This is a genomic window from Aquiflexum lacus, from assembly GCF_015476655.1.
In the GTDB taxonomy this organism is placed as follows: Bacteria; Bacteroidota; Bacteroidia; order Cytophagales; family Cyclobacteriaceae; genus Aquiflexum; species Aquiflexum lacus.
This window is the reverse complement of record NZ_JABFHF010000015.1, coordinates 57059-77915: the sequence shown is the minus strand read 5'-3', so window position 1 is coordinate 77915 and position 20857 is coordinate 57059. Positions and strand designations below refer to the sequence as shown.

Below are 20857 nucleotides of genomic sequence, written 5' to 3'. Positions count from 1 at the left end.
TTGATAATAATCATATGAAGATAAGAAAAAAAATTGTTTGGTTACTCGCTTTATTTGTAAGGAGAATCCTTTATTTAATAAATTGTCAGATGTCGGATGACGGATGATGCGTTCAATTTGACCTATCCCTAAAGATGCACCATCTATTCGATTACTGTTGACAGTGCTTATATCTTTACTTCAATGGAGTTAAATTGCCTCATACCTTTAAATACCAACCCAAAAAAATCAAAGTCTTCTTTTATTTGGATTCAGATTCAGGTAGCTGATCAATTCGTCATACCTTGAGGCCATGTCCCTGTAATAGACGAATACCTCATATTCATTTTCCGTTTCAAAATAATTACCCTCAAAAGAACTCATGTCCCATCCTTCTTCCGTCTTGAAAGCATATTGGTAATCATACCATCCTTGCTTCAACAATAAAGTGGCTTGATAGGTGTTCGTCTTTTTATCGAGCACCATTTTGGATGAAGGTTCATTTCCCCATTGGGTAAGCGCCCCGATGATGTATGGGGTCTGCTTTAGATTTTCAGCTGCCAAATTAAAGGTGACCAACATGTATTCGCTTTCGCGTTCATGATTCTGACGCTCTAGGTTCATAATGGCAAACTGCCCGTTCATATCCAAGTATTCAGAATAAACTCCCTGTGGTCTTGGCTTGTCGACGACTGCCTCTGCATAGACGATATCATCTTCCATTCTGACCCATGCAATATTCATCCCTTTGGCCCGGACAAATCTCAGATCCACAAACCTGAATTCATTGCCACCCCAGAAAACATTGCTGCCATCAAAAAGCTGATATTCAATCATCTTGGAATCTTCTCTGATCATGGTGGGATTACCAAGAACCCTGCTATTATCCCATCGTTGATTTTGGCGGATCATGACACGAAGATTATTCTTTGGATCGAAAAGTTCACGGGCCTTGTAGTTCAGGTTAACATTGATCTGCTGCACCTGTCTCCTATTTTCTGTTTGGCTAGGCGGTACTACTCTTGCCGCCATATTGGCTATTTTCTCAAATACCATAAACCTTTTAGTCAAAATTACCTGATTTTGGTCTCTCCCTCTGTAAACAATCAAGGCATAATTACCGGATTTGGTAACCCTTGGGGTGACAAAATTATAATGGATATAGGGGACTCTGGTATCAATTGCATAATTGTAATCAAGAATATTGAATTCATTGTATTCATTCAGATACTCCGGTTCTTTGAGGTCAGAAGGTGTCCAGTCAAAATTACAATGGATCACTTTTACTGAATACATATCAGGATCGTAAGCGAGGTCATCAAAAGTTAAGTTGAGAACACCACCGTTCAACTCAATAACAGGAGAGTTCATTTGTGCTGCAAATTCACCTGAACGCGGAAATAACCTAACGGATTGGATATTCTCTTCAAAAACACGATCCTCATAAACCTTTTGGGCCGAAGCGGATAATGAAAAAGTCCAAATTGAAAGTAGCAATAAAATTCTAATCTGCATTATACTTTAGGTTTTAATTGGCTTCAATATAAAAAACTATGCCAAAATCAGGAAATGGTATCCTGAAGTTGGCCAATTTCTTCTACCAAAATTTCCCAATCGGTATTTAACTTTGCTTCATTTTCTTTCAAATCATTATAATCCTGATTTATTCGAGCGAGTTTTTCATTGTCTTCATAGACTTCACTGTCAGCCATTTGAGCCTCAAGCGTTTTTTTCTTCTCCTCCAACTCAAGGATTTTTTCTTCAATCAACTCTAGCTCCTGTTCTTTCTTCTTGAGATCTTTTTTGGCCTGTAAGCTTTCAGTAGGATTGAATTCCCTTTTTTTAACTTCTGGTTTTGGAATATTATCAGATTTTTTTGTTTCTGCAGGTATCAGGTCTTGTTGGGATTTCCAAAAGACATATTCATCATAAGTACCCGGATATTCTTTTATCTGATTGTTTTCGATATACCAGATTTTATTGGCAACCCCTCTGATAAAATGTCTGTCGTGGGAAACTGTAATGAAAGTTCCTTCATACTGCTCCATGGCCTGAATCAGGATATTGACAGACTGCATGTCCAAGTGGTTGGTAGGTTCATCCAAAAGCAGGAAATTAGCTTCTGAAATCATGGTTTTGGCCAACGCTACCCTTGACTTTTCACCACCTGAAAGGACCTTGATTTTCTTGAATACATCCTCGTTGGTGAAAAGAAAACAACCCAAAACATTCCTTAACTCAGTTTCGGTCTTCTTGGATCCTGCCTGCACCATTTCCTGCAAGATTTCATTGTCCACGTTCAAAGCTTCCAACTGATGCTGTGCATAAAAGGATTTGATTACATTGTGTCCCTGCTCCCTTTTTCCCTTGATCGGTTCTGTACCATCTATGATTCTCAACAAAGTGGATTTACCTTTTCCATTTGCACCGATTAGGGCAATTTTATCTCCCCTCTCAATTCTGGCAGTAGTATCTTTTAAAATCACCAAATCCCCATAGGCCTTGGATACATGGTCCAATACGACTACATCCCTACCTGATTTTTGTGAAAATCTAAATTTGAAATTTACGGAAATGTTGTCATCTACAACCTCATTGACCCTATCCAACCTGTCCAAGGCTTTGATTCGGGATTGTACCTGATTGGATTTGGTGGCTTTGGCACGGAAACGCTCAATAAAACGCTCCGTTTGTTTGATCATCTGCTGTTGGTTTTCATAAGCATTCTGTTGAATTTCCATCCGCTCCACTTTTTCCTCTTTGTAAAAAGAATAATTTCCGGAGTAAGTCGTCAGCGTCCCATTGGAAACTTCCACAGTGGTATCGATACAATTATCCAAAAACTCCTGATCGTGGGAAACAACCACTACGGCTCCTTCATAGTTTTTGAGGTAGTTTTCTACCCATTGAATTGATGGTAAATCCAAGTGGTTGGTAGGTTCATCCAGCATCAGGAGTGCCGGTTTTTCCAAAAGTAATTTGGCCAACATCACCCGCATTCTCCAGCCTCCCGAAAAAGTTTTTAAAGGTCTGATGAGGTCTTTGGTATTGAAACCAATTCCTTCCAATACCTCTTCTGCTTTGGCTTTAATGGTATAACCTTCATTGGCCTCAAACTGATCCTGAAGCTTTGCCAGTTTATTGATGACTTCATCTGAATAGTCTGTCTCCATTTGCTTGAGGACAGCATCTATTTCTTCCTGCAATTTTAAGGTCTCCTTAAACGCCTCCAATGCCACATCCAGGATACTGTCTTCGGATTGATAGGAAAGCAAATCCTGATTTAAAAAACCTATCGTTGTTCCTTTGGCTTTTTGTACTTCACCGGAGGAAGGTTGGTAATCACCGTTGATGATTTTTAATAAGGTAGACTTACCGGTACCGTTGAGTCCGACGAGTCCGATTTTGTCTTTTGGTTTGATATGCAGGGAAGCATTTTCATACAAAGCCCTGCCGCCGATGAAATATGAAAGATTACTGATTGATAACATGCTGCAAAAATAACTATTCTGCCATTAATAAAGGATTTCGAAAGGAATAATAAAAGTAAAGTGTCAAAAAGGGGAAATTTGGGTAAATTGGATGGAAGTGGGGAGTTGGGTAAGTTGGGAGTTTGGAACAAAGTACCAAATACAAAATCCCGGGGGAGTGGTAAAAAAAGGTCCATTATTCAGAACGAGTTTGACATGGCCTAATTTCATCATCAGCGAGTGATCGACTTACACATAGAAATACGAGGAATCTCTCAGAAAAGTATAAAGTTAATCCAGTCGCTAGAAGGAGTACAAGGATTGCTCAAAATCCCGGAGGGATTAAATACCGTAGGTTATTTGCCCCGGCTGAAACCCGGAGGGAGAAATCAAGTAATGAACATTCCCTAAAACCCTGAAAGGGTTTAACATTTCACAGTTCACCGAAAGTTTATAATTAAAAATTAACACCATGAAAAAACTCCAAATATCTCTCATAATATTTTTTTGTCTTGCAGCATTTTCCTGCAATGCCCAAAAGAAAGAATCCTATATCCAACTGGAAACCATCAAACTGCCTGCAGGTTTTAAAATCGAGGTATGGGCAGAGGATGTGCCGGATGCACGTTCCTTGGCTATGAATGCGGATGGGAGTACTGTTTTTGTAGGAAACCGTCAGGGCAAAAATGTCTATGCCTTAAAGGATACCAATGGCGACGGAAATGCGGATAAAAAATATACCCTTGCTTCTGGTTTAAGAATGCCAAATGGAGTTGCATTTAAAGATGGGGATTTGTATGTGGCTGAGGTTAGTAGGATTTTGAGATTTAAGGATATTGATAACAACCTTGACAAACCTACCTTCGAAGTAGTCTATGACCAATATCCCGATAAAGCACATCATGGTTGGAAATTCATCGCTTTCGGACCTGATGGAATGCTTTATGTACCGGTTGGTGCTCCCTGTAATATCTGTGACCCAGAAGAAATTTTCGCAACTATCACTCGAATTGACGTAAAATCCACTAATATCAAACCTGAAATCTTTGCTCACGGAATCAGAAACAGTGTTGGATTTGCCTGGCATCCTACCACTAAGGAACTTTGGTTTACAGACAACGGCAGGGACATGATGGGCGATGATATTCCTGACTGTGAACTGAACCGTGCGCCTCAAAAAGGACTGCATTTCGGTTATCCTTATTGGCATGCCGGGGATGTCAAAGACCCTGAGTTTGGTAATAAAGGAAAAGACAAATCCGCCTATATTGACCCTGCTTTGAAATTAGGGCCACATACGGCGCCATTGGGTATGCGCTTTTACACAGGTAGCCAATTCCCTACACAATACATAAACAATATTTTCATCGCCAAGCATGGTTCTTGGAACAGAAGCAAGAAAATCGGATACCAAGTTACCAATGTGGTCTTGGACGGTAATCAAAAAGTGGTCAAGGAGGAAGTCTTTGCCGAAGGCTGGCTCAATCATGACACCCAAGATGTCTGGGGAAGACCTGTGGACGTGATGCAGATGCCAGACGGCAGTATGCTCGTTTCAGACGATATGGCCAATTGTGTTTATAGAATCAGTTATGGGGGGAAGTGAGGAAGTTTGCAGTTTTCAGTGGGCAGTTTCCAGTGTTCAGTGGGCAGTTTCCAGTGTTCAGTGGGCAGTGGGCAGTTTTCAGTGGGCAGTGGGCAGTTTTCATGTCGTGTTAATAAGTAGGCACTATTGGTGTTCAGTTAAGAAGGATGTGAGTATGGGATGAAGGAATAGGCCTGAAAGGCCTTGATACCAAAGGAATGGGCACCGCCCATTCATAAAAGAATAATAATCGGTCCATTTTCATGGGCCTGAAAGGCACGGATATCTAAAATTGGGCTGTTCCCAATAATGAATACCCGGGCCTTTAAGACCTTAACTTTATCAATAGACGAATTTATTTTTGATGTTCAGCATAAATTGCATCCAAAAGGCTTCCTTTACTTTTGGTGTCATTTCCCAATTGCCAGAACATGATACCTCCCAATCCCTTTTGAATGGCATAACGTGTTTTGAGCGCAACAGAGACAGTATCATCGTAGGACATAAAAAGACTGTCTACGGAATTGTACATAAACGGTGCCTTAGCGTTATCATCCCAAAAACGTTGAAAATTGCTGTCTGCCTCGTATTGGCTGCGAATCTTATCGTAGGCTAGCCAACCAATCTGAATGTCATTGCTCAGCTGATATAAACCATTGTTGACGGGAGGAACGCCTTTCCATACACGCCCATAAAAAGCCGCCCCAATCACTAATTGCTCAGGTTTTACTCCTTCATTAAGGAGAAAATTGATTATTTTTTCCGCGGATCGGGGATGGTTATCCGGATTTTCCTTGGCTGCATACAGACTGTCCAAATGCTTTTGAAAGGGAGTCCCTGCAATGTCTTCACTAGGTACATTTCCTAAAGGAGTGTGATGTCCTGTATAAATGGATTCCCCGGAAACTTGGTCATAGGTCATGACATTCATAAAATCGGCATATTTCATAACTTCATGAACTTCAATAAAATCATAATACCGCTCCCATCCGGCAGAAGCAAAGGTCAGGATCTTGGGTGAATCGAAAGTATCGAGCATTTGTCTGAGACCTTTCATCAGTTGGGTGAAGTTCTCGGTATCTTCCGGCCTGGCTTTGGTTCCTGCACCTGAAATTCCCGGATATTCCCAGTCCATATCCATGCCGTCCAATTGGTATTTTTCGATGAAACTCCTTGCACTTTGAATAAATTTTGTTCTACTCTCATCGGTCAAAGCCATATCAGAAAACCCATCTGCTCCCCAACCTCCACAGGCGATCATTACCTTCAAGGATGGATTCCGCTTTTTTTGCGCGACCAAAGCTTCAAGCTTTGGGCCAGAAATTTCCTGCTTGCTGAACGCCATTTCCCCATCAATAACTTTGGTAAAAGAAAAAATAATATGAGTCAATTTTTCAACAGGAATAATCTCGGGCTGATACTCCCTTTCAGGGACATAATAAGCCATAATGACTGTTTTATCCGCCTCGGTCTTGCTTTCATGGACTGGCTTAGAATTGCATCCAAAGAAAAGCGTGAAAACTAAAATAATTACAGAGAAAGAAAGAAATTTGCCGAGCATGAGTATTGTGGTATTGATTAATTTTTTTAAAAATGATGAAATACTTTTTAAAAAAAATTATAAAATTGGAAAAAACCAAATATTTTTATCGAAGCAAATTTCATGGTAGTTCCTGCAGAAGATTATTTAAGCCGGAAAAACAAAATTCATGAACTGAATTTATGATGAATTTTCGCTTTCGGATATTCCCTGTTTGCTCTATCGAGCATTTGAAAAGGCTTTTAATTTATGTTTAGTATTTGCTTTATGAAATCAGTCAAAGAAGTTTCCCTTTATTTTGCTTTAATACTAACACTTTTATATTCCTGTCAAGGACCACAGTCTTCACCATTTGATGTTTCTCCTGCTGAATCCATGGACCCAAATCGTTTATCAAAGCCATTTCCTGTTGTCAGCATTCCGGAAGGAGCAGATATTGAATCAAAAACCTGGAAAGGAATAGACCTTAGCCCCAAACCTCCTTTAGTCCCTGTTTCCGCCAATGAACAAAAGAAATCTTTTGTCCTAAAGCCCGGATTTACTATGGAACCTGTGCTATCTGAACCACAGATACGCGAACCCGCTGCCATCCAATTTGATGGGAATGGCCGGATGTATGTCCTGGAACTCCGGACTTACATGCAGGATTTAGATGCAACAGGGGAGCTGTTGCCAACCTCGCGAATCTCACGTTGGGAAGATTTGGATGGAGATGGGGTTTATGAAACGGGAATTGTCTTTTTGGATAGTTTGATTTTCCCACGTTATGTGGTTCCCTTCGGACCAAACAGCATTTTATCCATGGAATCCAATGAAGACCATGTCTATCGGTATACAGACACCAACCTGGATGGCAAAGCGGATAAAAAAGAACTTTTTGCATCGGGATTGGGCAGGTCAGGAAATGTCGAGCATCAGACCAGTTTCCTGACATGGGCTTTGGATAATTGGATGTACAGTACATACAACAATAAGCGGATCCGGTGGACATCAACCGGAGTGATACAGGAAGAAAGTGGAAATCCATGGGGACAATGGGGAGTAACCCAAGATAGTTATGGTAAACTTTTCTTTCAGGACGGGGCAGGTGGTGTTCCGCAAGGCTTTCAGTTCCCTATCGTCTATGGAAATTTTAATGTGAAAGGGGCACTTAAAGACGGATTCCGGGTTCCTTATAGTCTTGTTACTTTAGCTGATTTTCAACCGGGGATGCAGGAAGCAAAACCTGACGGATCATTATCAAATGTAACTGGCGCCGCTGGAAACGATGTCTTTAGAGGTGATAGGTTGCCCAAAGACCTTATAGGGGATTATCTTTATGGTGAACCCGTAGGTAGAATTGTAAGGAGAGTAGTGTCAGAAAATGTGGAAGGGTTGACCTATTTACAGAATAAATATATCAGTGAAGCTTCGGAATTTATCCAATCTACGGATCCTTTGTTCCGGCCGGTGGATATGGCTACTGCACCGGATGGGACCCTTTATATCGTGGATATGTATCGAGGGATTATTCAGGAAGGTGAATGGACACAAAATGGAAGTTACCTGCGTACAAAAATCCAACAATATCAGATGGATGATATTGTCGGTAATGGTCGGATTTGGAGACTTTCCTATGAAGGAATGGCCAGAAATACCCAAAAACCAAGGATGTATGAAGAATCAGCCAAGGAATTGATCCGGCATTTGGAGCATCCCAATGGATGGTGGCGGGATATGGCCCAACAAACCCTAGTCCTCAGTCAAGACAAATCCGTGTTGCCTGACCTGATCACCATGGCGGAAAGTTCTACCAATGAACTTGCAAGGATTCATGCCCTTTGGACCTTGGAAGGTCTGGGAGAGCTGAAGTCTAATCTGGTTAAAAAATTAATCCAAGACCCCAATCCCAAGATAAGAATCCAAGGGTTAAGGGCTGCAGAAACTTTGTATAAGTATGGGGAAAAAAGCATTTCGGAAGTATATAGGACAGCAGCAGAGGACAGCAATCCGGACGTGGCCATACAGGCACTTCTTAGTGCGCATGTGTTAAAAATTGATCTAGTGGACTTGCTTATCCAAGAGACATTGAAAACAAACAACTCGAATGGAATTCAGGTAATCGGAAGTCAATTGCTGGAGAAAATCGAGGAGGCAAAAAAGGCATCGGAAACAAGGTTTGAAAAAGATGAGTTGGCACTTTTTGTCAAAGGAAAATCCATCTATGATAACTACTGTTCGACCTGCCACGGTCCCAAAGGTTTGGGTTCACCTGCAGGAGAAGGCCGGTTAATTGCACCTCCTTTTTCCGGATCACCGAGGATCCTGAACCATCCCGAATATGCTGTCAAGGTCATGTTGCATGGACTTTCCGGCCCAATCGATTCCAAGGAATATGAAGGGGTCATGATTGCCATGAATACCAATGATGATGAATATATCGCTTCGGCCCTGTCCTATATCCGAAATGACTTCGGAAACAGTGGGATCTTTGTTACTCCTGAATATGTAGCCAAAATTAGAAAGGAGACCGAAAACAGAAAGGAAAACTATTCTTTTGAAGAATTGATGGGAGAGATTCCCAAAACCTTAATCTTTCAGGATAATTGGATAGTGGATGCCAGCAGCACAGCTTTGCCTGGAGTGGGATCGACAAAAGATCCCTCCTATGCATTTTCATTTAAGGGTTGGAAAACAGCATCCGCCCAAGAGCCCGGAATGTGGTTTTTGGTCCAATTGCCTTCGCCCCAGTCTCTGACTGAGGTACAATTTGATTCCGGTAAAGATGGATTCCCGATCGCTTATACCGTTTCCATCTCCCAAGATGGAACTTCCTGGACCAAAGTCGGACAGAAAAATGGTGTTCAGGGAATAAATACCTTGAATTGGAAAGCTCAAGGAAAATCAACCTATTTAAAAATAGAAGCAAATAGTATGTGGGAGAAACAATGGTCTATGAAAAGGTTGACGCTGTTTTCGAGATAAATAAAAAGGATTCGATTGACAATCATTGCCTCATCAATAGGTCATAAGGAATTTTGAACTGATTGTGAAGATTTTCTATTTGGGTTAGGCTGAGTTTTCGTTTTCTGTTCATAATTTCTGAGACCCTGCTAGCTGGTCCAAGAATAGGGACTAGGCTCTTTTGAGGCAAACTGTGTTCCGAAAGATAATAGCTGATAATGTCCACAGCATCTACATTTTCATCTACTAGCTTATACCCAGCTTCCTCTTCAAATTTTTCTACTAACAAAGACAACACCTCCAAGTAGTCTTCATTTTCTTCTGCCACACCAGAATCCATCAAACTTTTGATCGCTTCTAAAGCCTCATCATATTCTTTATCATTTTCGATGATTTTGAGTCTGGGTGTATCTTGAAGTTTCATTGAATCTAAAGGTTTTTAATCCCCAATAATTTTTATTGATTCAAAAAATATAAACGAATTGAGAACAAAAAACAACAAAGCTGGTAGCATTTCCAAAAATCCATCCTTTACTCTTAGCCTTGCCCCTACTCCCAAAAGCATCAATAATGCTAAACCTCCAGCGGATATCAATAAAAAAAAATTAAACATCAAACCAACGAGTAAGCCCAAGCCTCCCAAAATCTCTAGAATAGCTGTAAGCGTTCCGAATTTTTCTAATCCAAAACGGATGAATTCACTTTTCATTTTGGGTGATGTAAAATAAGCTATCCCATAAATCAAAAAAGAAAAACTTGAGAATAGCACCAATCCAATTAATAAACTCATTCAGGAATTAAATTGAGGGAAACTGCAGCTATAAACAGACATAGAATCAAAAGAAACAAAGAGGGCATACGTTTCTGCCAAGGATTATTCACTTTAAAGTGAAAATACTGGGCACTGACCATCAGAAAAGCCATGAGTAAAGCAGGGATAAGAACCAAAGAAGGATACCAAATGCCTGCAACAAGTAATGTTGCCAATGCTATTTTACCAGCCCCCACAGCCGAACGCATCAACGTATTTAACCCATACTCTTTAAATTCTTTTTCAATATTCTCAAAACGGAATACCCAAACAATTACAATAGAAACAGCAACGATAAGTTGCGCAATCACAGATAAATTTGTCATCATCATATTTTAATTTTCTTTCCACATTCGAACTTACTGGTTTTAAACTACTTATATTAAGTATACCCGAGTTTTCTATCAAGATGCATAAATCAATTATGAATAAAAAGTATTTATGCATCTATCAATAGATCTCGTCAATTGAATGGTTTACCAAAACTTAGTACTAACAAAGAAGTTTTCATGATGTGAAAGAAAAAAAGAGACAAATCCATTTCTTTTTTCCGATCATTTTATCCATTCAGGTTTCGTTGTATTCACTTCAGCCTTTAATTGATTGAGTAAATTATACAAACCAAAATAGGTTCTATTGATATAAAGGCCATGTCGGGAACCCCTGGCCTGCCTGGACTTTCGAAACATTTTATCATTGGAGATTCTATCTCCCAATTGGAATATCTCATTGAAGAAATCATCATCTGCAAAGTCAAACTTGTCAACATGAAAAGGTTTTCCCAACAGCGAAATCATTTCGGTGAAGATTGCTTTAAAAAAGGACTTTTCAACCTCAGTATCTTTATCAGAGATAAATTCCAAATCATAGAAAATTTGATCCAAATCCTTTTGATTGATCAACAGTTCCTTTTTGATCAGTGCGAAATATCCTTGGTAAAAATCTTCGGGGATAACCTTCACGCAGCCAAAATCAATGATACCCAATTGATCACCGTCTTGAATGATGAAATTACCCGGATGAGGATCTGCGTGTACTTGCTTTAAATTATGCACTTGATGGTGGTAAAAATCCCAAAGAGCCTGACCAACTTGGTTTCTGGACTCTTGCGAAGGATTGGTGTCCATCCATTCTTTGATGTGTTTTCCCGAAATCCAATCCATGGTGATGATACGATCTGCACTCAGTTCATCGTAATAAATCGGAAATTTGAGATTTGGAATATGTCCACATGCCTCAGATATCTCTCTGGACCGCTGTACTTCCAACAAATAATCCGTTTCTTCAATCAATCGTTCTTCAACCTCACCCATATAGTGGTCAAGTTCAATTTCATTCATGTTGAGCAGGCGCAATGCAAAAGGCCTTACGAGTCTCAAATCAGAAGTTACTGAATCTGCCACTCCAGGATACTGGATTTTAATGGCTAATTTCTTTCCGTCTTTGGTAGCCTGATGTACCTGACCGATAGATGCCGCATTGACAGCAGATCGTGTAAATGTGTCAAACATCTGATCCGGTGATTTCCCAAAACTCTTCTGAAAGGTCTTTACAACCAAAGGATAAGACAAAGGCGGTGCAGAATATTGCGCCATGGTAAACTTGTCCTGATATGCTCTTGGTAGCAGGTTTTTATCCATGGACATCATTTGAGCTATTTTCAAAGCTGATCCCTTCATCTGACTCAATGAATTGTATATGTCAGATGCATTGTCAGTATGCAGCTGTTCATTGGTCATGGAAGGATTGACGACCTTTTTGGCGTAATGCTTCATGTAATTACCACCAACTTTTGCACCTGTACTTATAAATTTGGCAGCCCGCTGAACTTTGGATACAGGGATACTTTGCTGCTCTTTAATTTTATTACTCATAGAAATAGTCTATTTATTCTGGTACAAAAATTTGGCGAAATCAATAAAGGTATCCAATGCGCTTTTTCCCATCAGGTCAAAGGCTAAGTTTACGGATTTTTCAATCGCCGCATCGGTTTTCTCGAAGGCAGGAGAAGTATCTTTCAACCAAAATTGAAATACAAACCAAACCTGCAGCCAAAGCGCCTCATCGTATCGGTCTGAAATCACCGGTCTGCTGGCAATTTCCTCTGTCTCTTTGCCTTCCAAAATGATTTCATTTGCAAAATCCTTAAATTTGCTTCTGAAAATTTTTACCTCCGTAGGTAGAAGACTTTTCATATTTTTCTTCTCCCCATAGAGAGAAAGTAAATAAGAACGGTTTTTCTTCAGCTCTTCCACAAGGGTAAAAAGAAATCCGAGTAGTTTTTCCCTGGCACTGTATTCTTTGAAAACTTCCTGTGATTCAAGGTTATTGATGGTGTCCTCAAATAGCTTTGACCAAACGGCTGATTTGATGGCTTCGAAAGAGGTGAAATAGTTATAGAATTCCTCTTCGTTCATTTTAAGTGCCTTTGCAAACTTAAACACCGAGGCAGGTTGTTTGCCATGTTCCAAGACATGTTCGACGTATCCGGCTATTATTTTTGACCTATGATCTACTTTGGTAGTTTTATTTGGCTTTGCTTTTTCCATGTTGGTATTGTTTACTAAAGGCATAACCTAGAAAAGGGATATGAAGTTTAGAAAAGTGGGATAAATTGGGTTGGATTATTGAAAAATGGTTTAGTTTTATAGAAAATGTTTTGGTAATTATTTAGGAAAGAGAACTATTACCTTCCATACAAATGAAAACTCTGAATCATATTCCAATACTTATCTTGATATGTACTTTTGTCAATTGTTCTGGAAAGAAAGAAATATATCACGAATTTGAACCAACAGCGTCAGATTTATCAATAGTCGAATGGAATATTTCTGAAACAAATTTGCCAAATTACTTTTTAATTGAGACCATTGACTGCAAAGGGCGAGTAATCGAATTGAAATTTTTTGAAAAAAATAAAATTATAACAAACCGTCTATGCTATCTCGTACCCTGGATAAAATTTGAATATCCTAACGACACAACAATTATTCAATTCAACCTCGACCATAATGGAAATCCGGAAAATGGCTTAGAGTGTGAAGTGCCTTCAAAGGTCACTTATACTTTAAACAAATCTAAAATTCGAATTTTAGGATCAAATCCTGAATATCAATTTGATTTTCAGCATTATCTGGATAACAGGTGGACAAATGAATCAATCTCACAAGCAATAGAATCGTTAAAAGAAAATCAAATTAGATATCAAACCATAGACTACTATTCGAAATCAAAATCCAAGCTCAATGGTAAATATCCGGTTTCAAAAGACTTTGAAATCTCTAGTTATTATTTCAATCAATTAGAAAAACAAGAAATTGAAAAAGCATTAAATAGGTATTAAATTCTGGTAATAACCATGTTTTTAAATGTTTCCTTAAAGACAATTTTATTTGGACTACTTTTTCTACGCAGATTGTGTTTAATGCACTTAATGTTAGGGAGCAAGCATAAAAAAACCAATTATGCAACGAATAGCTCCCTTAATCAACGCAAATTACGCAACGATTAATTTTGCAATGCGACGAATAACACGGATATTCGTTGCAAATCATACTGCGAATGGGAACTTTTATTCATCAACTAACCAATTGGCCTCATTTCACCTGGAATATTGATGAAATAGTTAATTTATTAAGTGAGGCGAGAAATCTGCAAGGAAGACTCCTTGGGAAGATGGAATCTCTTGGATTCGACCTAAGGAATGAAGCCATATTGGATACTTTAACGCTTGATGTACTTAAATCCTCAGAAATAGAGGGAGAATATTTAAATCCTGAACAAGTTCGTTCCTCAATCGCCCGTAGATTGGGGATGGAAATTGCAGGTTCAGTGGAGTCAGACAGAAATGTTGACGGTGTGGTTGAAATGATGGTGGATGCAACACAAAATTGCTTTAAACCCTTAACCACCGAAAGACTTTTTGATTGGCATGCGGCATTATTCCCAACAGGAAGAAGCGGCATGTACAAGATTACAGTTGCCGATTGGCGAAAAGATACAACCGGACCCATGCAGGTTGTTTCTGGGGCTTCCTACCTACCGGACAGGCAGGTGGGAAAGGAAAAAGTTCATTTTCAAGCGCCAGATTCCATATTGGTTGAAAAAGAGATGCATCAGTTTTTAGATTGGTTTAACAATAATTTAAAAGTTGATTTAGTAATCAAAGCTGCTTTAGCCCACTTATGGTTTGTCACCATATATCCATTCGAAGATGGAAATGGCAGGATAACCAGGGCATTGACAGATATGTTATTGGCCCAATCGGATAAAAGCAACCAACGTTTTTACAGCATGTCGGCACAAATCAGAATAGAAAGAACAGCATACTATGAAATACTGGAAAAGACACAAAAAGGAAATCTTGATATTACGGAATGGATCCAATGGTTTTTGACTTGTCTGATAAATACTTTAAAATCCACAGATTCCTTATTAAACAGGGTTCTATTCAAAGCAGATTTTTGGACCGAGCATACTGGAGTTTTGATAAATGAAAGGCAAAAGAAACTGTTGAACAAGCTGTTGGATGGCTTTGAGGGTAAACTCACTTCATCCAAATGGGCAAAGATTGCAAAATGTTCGAAAGATACTGCGCTAAGGGATATCAATGATCTGATAGACAAAAACATCCTGCAAAAAGAAGCTGCAGGAGGAAGAAGTACCAGTTATGAATTAAAGGAAAGATCATGAATAAAGAGAATATCAAAAATGCCAAAAACTTTGATGAGTTATTAGACATTAAATATGGAAAAATTGGTTCTAAAAAACGAGATGCTTTTGAAGAGCAAATTCCCTTGTGTCTAAATTTTCAAAGTTGATATAGTTAAAATCAGGGAAAATATCTTTTAGCAAAGTTGTTTTACCAGATTGTCTCGGCCCTGTCAATCCAATGATGGGGTAATGGCTCAATGCCGTGCTTATTTATTCAGATAAAGGCCTGTATATCATTCGATAAAGGTAATATATTTTCATTTTGCATAAATAGATGGGGAATGAACAAAAAAAGACCTTCCGAACAATTGCTTGCTAAAAGGTCTATTAGATGATTCTCGCCTATGGTAAAATTTAGAAGGATATAACCCTGCTATTTCATTAGGTTCCAAATTTGGTTTCTTTCGTCTTCTGTCTTCCAGCCAATTAAATAGAAAACTAACCTAACTTGAAGACAAGCTGATAAAATAATCCCTCTCCTATTTCTCCACTTTCTCAACCACCAAATTATGGTTGGTATAAATACAAACATCTGCGGCAATACCCAGACTTTCCCTTACCATTTCCTCAGCAGATAGTTGGGGAGCATACTTTTTCAATGCCCTTGCGGCTGATTGTGCATACATGCTTCCTGAACCTATGGTAGCAATTTCCAAATCCGGTTCGATCACATCCCCTGTTCCGGAAATGATCAGGATATCATTGCTGTCGGCCACGATCATCATGGCTTCCAATTTGCTCAGCATCCGGTCTGTTCGCCATTCTTTGGCCAATTCCACCGCTGCCCTTTTCATATTGTTGCCATAGGCACCCATCTTTTCCTCAAACTTTTCGAGTAAGGTGAAGGCGTCTGCAGTAGAACCCGCGAAACCTGTCACGATTTTTCCGCCCTGCAATTTCCTGATTTTATTGACCGTGCTTTTGGCAATGGTGTTACCTAAAGTAGCCTGTCCATCGGCACCGATGACTACTTCTCCATTGTGTTTGATGGCGACTACGGTAGTTGATTTTATTTTTTCCATATTTAATTAAGACATGAGATTTGAGACATAAGACCTCCCTATCAGCAGGCAGGCGTGAGATTTGAGATATTAGATGAAATAAATTGAAATATGCCTACGGCGAAATAAAATAGATATAAGTAGAGATATTAAACTGGCATTTGAATTTTCAACCAACAACCAGATTCATTGCTATCTTTTGCGAAATGTTTAGCGAAACTTATTTCCACCATCTCTCGCGAAGCATATTTCTATTTTATTTCACGAAGTATATTTCTACTATATTTCAAGAAATAATTTTCTTTCAATAACCATACAAAACCAAAAAGTCCTGAATAAACAGGACTTTTTGGCATATTTTATTTTTCAGGATCAGATCAAGATTCTGACCGGATCTTCCAATAAACCTTTGAGGGTCTTTAGGAAGGCTGAACCTACTGCGCCATCTACCACTCTGTGGTCACATGACATGGTTACTTTCATGACATTCCCTATCTGCATCTGACCGTTTTTCACAATGACCGTCTCCTTAATCCCTCCTACTGCCAATATACAGGCATCAGGCGGATTGATAATAGCTGTGAATTCCTCGATGCCAAACATTCCCAAATTAGAAATGGTAAAGGTATTTCCTTCCCAATCCTTTGGTTGCAATTCCTTGTTTTTGGCTTTTCCACCCAAAGTTTTGGCTTCATTGGAAATCTGGGACAAAGACTTGCTGTCAGCAAAGCGGATAACAGGAACCAAAAGACCCTCCTCTACTGCCACTGCCATTCCTATATGGATATGCTCATTGTATCTGATTTTATCTCCCAACCAGGATGAATTTACCTTAGGATTTTGACGAAGTGCCGCTGCAGATGCTTTGATCACCATGTCATTGAAGGAGATTTTTACAGGGGAAATCTCGTTCATGCTGTTTCTGGCCTCGATAGCTTTGTCCATGTTGATCTCCATGGTCAAGTAGAAGTGCGGCGCCTGAAACTTACTTTCAGCAAGCCTTTTGGCAATCACCTTACGCATTTGGGACACTTTTTCCTCCTTGTAGGATTCCTGTCCAAGAGCAGGCGCAGATGTAGCTGGTGCTGCTGAACTTTCTTTGGCCGCTGGTTTAACACTTGCAGGGTCAAAAGTTTCCACATCACGTTTCACAATTCTTCCACCTTCGCCCGAACCTTTTACCAAGGAAATATCAAAGCCTTTTTCTTCAGCCATTTTTTTGGCCAAAGGAGAAGCTTTTAACCTTCCGTTTTCAGAAGAAGTAGAAGCTGTTTTTTCAGGTGCCTCAGATTCCTCAGTTTTACTTTCTTCTTTAGCGTCTTCCTTATCTTCCTTTTTCACCTCTTGCTGAGGGGCTTCAGATTTACTTCCTTTTGATTTTTGGGCTTTTAATAATTTCTCATAATCAGCACCTTTTTCACCAATAATGGCAATCACTCCATCGATTTCCACAGAGTCACCTTCTTCTACACCGATGTAGAGCAAAGTACCATCTTCATAAGACTCCAATTCCATGGTAGCCTTATCCGTCTCCACTTCTGCAATGATATCACCTGATTTGATTTCATCACCTACTTTTTTCAACCATGCAGCTATCGTACCTTCTGCCATGGTATCACTCATTTTGGGCATGGTGATCAATGTGGCATTGATATCAGATGTGTCAACTTCCTCTACAGTAGGATTTTCCTTTTTAGGTTCTTCTTTTTTGGATTCTTCCTTTTTGGGTTCCTCCTTATCTTCGGATTTCTCTTCCTTCTTACCTTCTTCTTTGTCCTTTGACGCAGAGGCACCCCCTCCTTCTATTTCCTTGAGCAAATCATCAATATTTTCACCTTTTTCTCCAATAATAGCAATCACCCCATTCACAGGTACAGCGCCTTTCTCTTCAACGCCAATGTGCAGTAGAGTTCCTTCCTCATAAGATTCCAATTCCATGGTAGCCTTATCGGTCTCCACTTCGGCTAGAATGTCTCCTGGTTTGACTGCATCACCAACTTTCTTCAACCACGCTGCGATAACCCCTTCTTCCATGGTATCGCTCATTTTGGGCATTCGTATTATTTCGGCCATAAGCTTTTATATCCTATTCAAAATTTAAGCAGGTCAAAAATAGTTCTTAAAATATCTTTATTCAAATTTAATAGTAGTAATTTCAGGATTGTAAAATTCCTAAAGTCCCTTTTTGTATTAAAATGCCTTTGATAAAAAAAACTGATTACGATTACCCAAAATGGCTTTTTAATGGCCATTTGCAAACAATTGTTCCCAGTCTTTTTAGAAATCCTTTTACCCTACCATTTGAAAGAGAAAGGGTTAACACACCTGATGGTGACTTTTTGGACCTGGACTGGCTAAGGCAGGGATCCAAAAATCTTGTGATCATCAGCCATGGATTGGAGGGGAATAGCCAACGTCCTTACATGTCCGGTATGGCCCGACAATTTTACGTCAATGGTTTTGATGTGCTCAATTGGAACTTCAGAGGATGCTCGGAAGAAATCAATAGAAAGCCCATTTTTTACCATTCTGGAGCTACTTATGATCTTGATTTCGTTGTTCACCATGCCGCAAATAATTACGACTCCATCTATTTGATAGGGTTCAGTCTCGGAGGAAACCTGACATTGAAATATCTTGGTGAAAAAAGAGAAAGAAATCCCAAAATCCGAAAAGGAGTAGCCATCTCGGTTCCTCTCCATTTGGAAAGTTCTTCTATTCAGATATCGAAAGGGGAAAACATTCTTTATGCCAAACGCTTTCTCAAAACATTAAAAGAAAAAGTCGCCAAAAAAGCAGTCTTTTTTCCTGATGAAATTCCGGTCGGGACTTTACGCAAAATAAAGACTTTACAGGATTTTGATGACCACTTTACCGGTCCCTTGCATGGATTTGAAGATGCACATGATTATTACGAGCAAAATTCTTCTCTGTATTTCCTTGAAGGCATCAATGTTCCTGCCTTAGTTCTAAATGCCCAAAACGACCCTTTTTTAAGTGATAAGTGTTTCCCTGTTAAATTTGCTCGCAAACTGGATGATGTCTGGATGGAATTTCCAAAATACGGCGGACATGTTGGATTCAGTCCAAGAAAAAGGGAAGATATCTATTGGTCTGAAAAAAGAGCATTTGAATTTATCACCGGAGATCTGTAATTTTCAAAAAAACCATAATTCATCCCATGTGCGGAAGATATTCATTAAGTAAAAGTAAAATTGAACTGGAAGAAAGATTTCAGGCAGAAATGCTTTCGGACTTCAAACCAAGATACAACATCGCACCAACGCAATTGGTCCCTGTGATTACATCAGACAGCCCAAAGGGTTTCTCTTATTTCTATTGGGGAATTACACCTGATTTTGCAAAGAATAAACCCGTTTCCCAAAAATTCATCAATGCCAAAGCGGAAAGTGTCAATGAAAAAATCTCCTTCAAGACTTCTTTCCAAAAAAGAAGATGTTTGATTCCAGCAGATGGATTTTTCGAATGGAAAAAAATAGGTAAAAAAACCAAAACACCTTACCGTTTCACACTTGCCAACGAGGAACCCTTTGCTTTTGCAGGGATATGGGAAGAATATGAAAATGAAAAGGGAGAAAATAAGCATACTTTCCTGATACTGACCACATCTCCCAATAGCTTAGTATCTGAAATCCACGATAGAATGCCTGTCATTTTAAAACGGGATGATGAAAAAAAATGGCTTGACAAATACAGCAAAGAAGAAGATCTTATCAAGTTATTAGAAACTTATTCTGCCAATGAAATGATCAGTTATACAGTTTCCCCGTTGGTTAATAGCGTGGGGAATGATAGTCCTGCAATCATCAGAAAAACATCTCCCATGGATCAATTTGGAAATTATACTTTATTCGGATAATGGAGAACATTGCAATTATTGACCTTAAATTTTTGGATACCAATGAAGCCATTGCGAGTTTTTTGGTGGAAACTTCTCATGGCCCTGTGTTGGTCGAAACCGGCCCGGAAAGCACCTTTGAGCAATTGAAAGAGGGGGTAGAAAGGAATGGATATCAATTGGAGGAAATAAAGCATATTCTTCTTACGCATATACATTTTGACCATGCGGGTGCGGCTTGGAAACTTGCCGAAACAGGGGCAAAAATATATGTTCATCCAGTTGGGGCTCCACATTTAGCTTCACCGGAAAAGCTATGGAACTCTGCTAAGCAGATTTATGGTAACGAAATGGAAAGGCTTTGGGGAGAAATGAAACCTATTCCTGCAGATCAGATCATTGAAGTCCAACACGAGGAGGAATTGGAGTTTGGAAATATCAAATTCAAAGCTTTACATACTCCCGGTCATGCCACCCACCACATTGCATGGAAAATGGGAAATGTGATTTTCACTGGTGATGTGGCCGGTGTTAAAATCAATGGTGGTCCTGCTGTACCCCCTTGCCCACCACCTGATATCAACATCGGGGATTGGGAAGTTTCATTGGCTATTCTGAAAGCAGAAAAACCGGAATGCCTTTTTTTGACGCATTTTGGAATTATCAATAATGTCAACGAGCACTTGGACAATCTTTGCTACATGCTGCACGATTGGAGTAAATGGATCAAACCCCATTTCGATGCAAACAGAGAGCAAAAAGAAGTCATCCCCCTTTTTATGGAATACACCAAAGTTCACTTGACCCGGGAGGGCTGTGATGATGCATTGATCAAAGTCTACGAATATGCCAATCCAAGCTGGATGTCAGTGGCCGGATTGTATAGGTATTGGAAGCTGAAAAGTCAAGGAAGGATATAAAAATAAAAACCGGGCTTAAAGCCCGGTTTTTATTTT

At 39.4% G+C, this 20857-nt stretch carries 20 protein-coding genes; 9 read left to right on the top strand and 11 right to left on the bottom strand.

Annotated elements, in window-relative coordinates; all coding sequences use genetic code 11:
- Positions 1-228 precede the first annotated feature (228 nt).
- Both HMJ38_RS14450 and HMJ38_RS14445 read right to left on the bottom strand, forming a co-directional pair.
- Positions 229-1494, bottom strand: a complete 1266-nt coding sequence (locus HMJ38_RS14450; RefSeq protein ID WP_194975123.1) for a type IX secretion system plug protein — start codon at positions 1492-1494, stop codon at positions 229-231.
- 47 nt (positions 1495-1541) lie between these two features.
- A complete protein-coding gene (locus HMJ38_RS14445) occupies positions 1542-3470 on the bottom strand; it encodes an ABC-F family ATP-binding cassette domain-containing protein (RefSeq protein WP_194975122.1) in 1929 nt (642 codons plus the stop codon).
- A gap of 451 nt (positions 3471-3921) precedes the next feature.
- Here HMJ38_RS14445 and HMJ38_RS14440 point away from each other — a divergent pair, with 451 nt between their 5' ends.
- A complete protein-coding gene (locus tag HMJ38_RS14440) occupies positions 3922-5055 on the top strand; it encodes a PQQ-dependent sugar dehydrogenase (protein ID WP_194975121.1) in 1134 nt (377 codons plus the stop codon).
- Entirely contained in the window at positions 5042-5218 is a 177-nt protein-coding gene (locus HMJ38_RS14435) for a hypothetical protein (protein ID WP_228780062.1), read from the top strand. Before HMJ38_RS14440 ends, HMJ38_RS14435 begins: the two co-directional genes overlap by 14 nt.
- Before the next feature lie 171 nt (positions 5219-5389).
- Here the strand turns inward: HMJ38_RS14435 and HMJ38_RS14430 are convergent, their stop codons facing one another.
- A complete protein-coding gene (locus HMJ38_RS14430) occupies positions 5390-6595 on the bottom strand; it encodes a glycoside hydrolase family 18 protein (protein ID WP_228780061.1) in 1206 nt (401 codons plus the stop codon).
- 246 nt (positions 6596-6841) lie between these two features.
- On the opposite strand from HMJ38_RS14430, the gene HMJ38_RS14425 reads away from it, so the two are divergent.
- The gene (locus tag HMJ38_RS14425; protein WP_194975118.1) at positions 6842-9538 is read left to right on the top strand and encodes a DUF7133 domain-containing protein; all 2697 of its coding nucleotides are present in this window, start codon (positions 6842-6844) and stop codon (positions 9536-9538) included.
- A gap of 22 nt (positions 9539-9560) precedes the next feature.
- On the opposite strand, the gene HMJ38_RS14420 is transcribed toward HMJ38_RS14425, so the two are convergent.
- The 5 genes from HMJ38_RS14420 to HMJ38_RS14400 all read right to left on the bottom strand — a co-directional run bounded on the left by HMJ38_RS14420 (position 9561) and on the right by HMJ38_RS14400 (position 12877).
- Positions 9561-9941: a helix-turn-helix domain-containing protein gene (locus tag HMJ38_RS14420; RefSeq protein ID WP_194975117.1), complete on the bottom strand. Its 381-nt coding sequence runs from the start codon at positions 9939-9941 to the stop codon at positions 9561-9563.
- 15 nt (positions 9942-9956) lie between these two features.
- The gene (locus HMJ38_RS14415) at positions 9957-10307 is read right to left on the bottom strand and encodes a DoxX family protein (RefSeq protein WP_194975116.1); all 351 of its coding nucleotides are present in this window, start codon (positions 10305-10307) and stop codon (positions 9957-9959) included.
- On the bottom strand, positions 10304-10660 hold the full coding sequence (locus HMJ38_RS14410; protein ID WP_228780060.1) for a DoxX family protein: 357 nt from the start codon (positions 10658-10660) through the stop codon (positions 10304-10306). Before HMJ38_RS14410 ends, HMJ38_RS14415 begins: the two co-directional genes overlap by 4 nt.
- 222 nt (positions 10661-10882) lie before the next feature.
- Entirely contained in the window at positions 10883-12202 is a 1320-nt protein-coding gene (locus HMJ38_RS14405) for an ABC1 kinase family protein (RefSeq protein WP_194975115.1), read from the bottom strand.
- Positions 12203-12211: 9 nt separating this feature from the next.
- A complete protein-coding gene (locus tag HMJ38_RS14400; protein ID WP_194975114.1) occupies positions 12212-12877 on the bottom strand; it encodes a TetR family transcriptional regulator C-terminal domain-containing protein in 666 nt (221 codons plus the stop codon).
- Positions 12878-13029: 152 nt separating this feature from the next.
- Here HMJ38_RS14400 and HMJ38_RS14395 point away from each other — a divergent pair, with 152 nt between their 5' ends.
- From HMJ38_RS14395 to HMJ38_RS25540, 3 genes are all read left to right on the top strand, one after another.
- Positions 13030-13671, top strand: a complete 642-nt coding sequence (locus tag HMJ38_RS14395; protein ID WP_194975113.1) for a hypothetical protein — start codon at positions 13030-13032, stop codon at positions 13669-13671.
- 218 nt (positions 13672-13889) lie between these two features.
- Positions 13890-15020 carry a Fic family protein gene (locus tag HMJ38_RS14390; protein ID WP_194975112.1) on the top strand — a complete coding sequence of 377 codons (1131 nt, stop codon included), beginning with the start codon at positions 13890-13892 and terminating at the stop codon, positions 15018-15020.
- The gene (locus HMJ38_RS25540; RefSeq protein WP_262892896.1) at positions 15017-15148 is read left to right on the top strand and encodes a hypothetical protein; all 132 of its coding nucleotides are present in this window, start codon (positions 15017-15019) and stop codon (positions 15146-15148) included. Before HMJ38_RS14390 ends, HMJ38_RS25540 begins: the two co-directional genes overlap by 4 nt.
- Here the strand turns inward: HMJ38_RS25540 and HMJ38_RS25655 are convergent.
- From HMJ38_RS25655 to HMJ38_RS14375, 3 genes are all read right to left on the bottom strand, one after another.
- A complete protein-coding gene (locus HMJ38_RS25655; protein WP_317174532.1) occupies positions 15090-15215 on the bottom strand; it encodes an AAA family ATPase in 126 nt (41 codons plus the stop codon). The two genes, HMJ38_RS25540 and HMJ38_RS25655, sit on opposite strands and share 59 nt — an antisense overlap.
- Positions 15216-15520: 305 nt before the next feature.
- Positions 15521-16063: an ATP-dependent protease subunit HslV gene (gene hslV, locus HMJ38_RS14380; RefSeq protein WP_194975111.1), complete on the bottom strand. Its 543-nt coding sequence runs from the start codon at positions 16061-16063 to the stop codon at positions 15521-15523.
- 351 nt (positions 16064-16414) lie between these two features.
- Positions 16415-18115, bottom strand: a complete 1701-nt coding sequence (locus HMJ38_RS14375) for a pyruvate dehydrogenase complex dihydrolipoamide acetyltransferase (protein WP_194975110.1) — start codon at positions 18113-18115, stop codon at positions 16415-16417.
- A 122-nt stretch (positions 18116-18237) separates the two neighbouring features.
- Between HMJ38_RS14375 and HMJ38_RS14370 the strand changes: the two genes are divergently transcribed.
- From HMJ38_RS14370 to HMJ38_RS14360, 3 genes are read left to right on the top strand one after another with little or no spacing between them, the layout of a single operon-like run.
- A complete protein-coding gene (locus tag HMJ38_RS14370) occupies positions 18238-19197 on the top strand; it encodes a YheT family hydrolase (RefSeq protein WP_194975109.1) in 960 nt (319 codons plus the stop codon).
- 26 nt (positions 19198-19223) lie between these two features.
- Positions 19224-19922: an SOS response-associated peptidase gene (locus HMJ38_RS14365; protein WP_194975108.1), complete on the top strand. Its 699-nt coding sequence runs from the start codon at positions 19224-19226 to the stop codon at positions 19920-19922.
- Complete coding sequence (locus tag HMJ38_RS14360) at positions 19922-20821, top strand: MBL fold metallo-hydrolase (RefSeq protein WP_194975107.1); 900 nt, start codon at positions 19922-19924, stop codon at positions 20819-20821. The genes HMJ38_RS14365 and HMJ38_RS14360 overlap by 1 nt, the downstream gene beginning before the upstream one ends.
- Positions 20822-20857 lie beyond the last annotated feature (36 nt).